The organism is Methylobacterium bullatum, from assembly GCF_014845095.1.
Taxonomy (GTDB): Bacteria; Pseudomonadota; Alphaproteobacteria; order Rhizobiales; family Beijerinckiaceae; genus Methylobacterium; species Methylobacterium bullatum.
Genome location: NZ_NKUG01000134.1, coordinates 1 through 645, shown reverse-complemented (window position 1 = coordinate 645; position 645 = coordinate 1). Strand labels below are relative to the sequence as shown.

Here is a 645-nt window from a genome sequence, read left to right as displayed (position 1 = left end):
CCATCCCGGCCGAGTGGCAGACAAGACAGTTGTTGTTGATCGCCTCGGCCTCGGGGCCGCCGGGGAAGGTTCGGTCACCCTGGGGCAACTCGACTGAGACCGACTTGAACTTCATCAGCTCACCACTGGAGGCAGCCGCCCCGGCCAACGAGAGGGCGCAGAACGTACCGAGTGCGAGGCGAGTCAGGATCATCTTAGGCATGCTCGGCTCCGAGTACTAGGACGCTATGACGGGGGTAGTCTCGACCACGCTGCGCATGAAGCCATTCGGGTTCCAGGTCGGCTCCAGCGGCTGAACCGCACCCTTCGTGCTGGTGCAGCGGACCTTGAGGTCGTGTCGACCAGGTGCCAAGGCAGGTAGTCTCGCCTCGAAGCGCCGGAAGCTGTAGGTGCCCTCGTCCGTGCCGAGGCTCGCCGGCATCCAGTTCCGACCGCCATCGGGGGAGACCTCGACGGCCTTTACTCCGCAATCACCGCCGAAGGCGATTCCCCGCACATCCAAGGGCGCACCGGCCCGCACCGACGCCTCCGCAGGGAGGTTGGTCAGCAAGGAGCGGGGCACCATCCGGTTAATCGGTATCGTCGGGTAACCTTTCTCCCCGGGCAGGACGTTTGCCCCGGCAGTGTCCGGGATGCGGTAGGCGG

1 protein-coding gene and 1 pseudogene are annotated in these 645 nt (G+C 65.6%); both read right to left on the bottom strand.

Features of this window, described 5'->3' with window-relative positions; all coding sequences use genetic code 11:
- Positions 1-202, bottom strand: a pseudogene (locus MBTS_RS18080) (cytochrome c); the annotation flags it as partial.
- 15 nt (positions 203-217) lie between these two features.
- On the bottom strand, positions 218-645 hold a 428-nt coding region (locus MBTS_RS18075; protein WP_483403777.1), incomplete at its 5' end, for a molybdopterin-binding protein.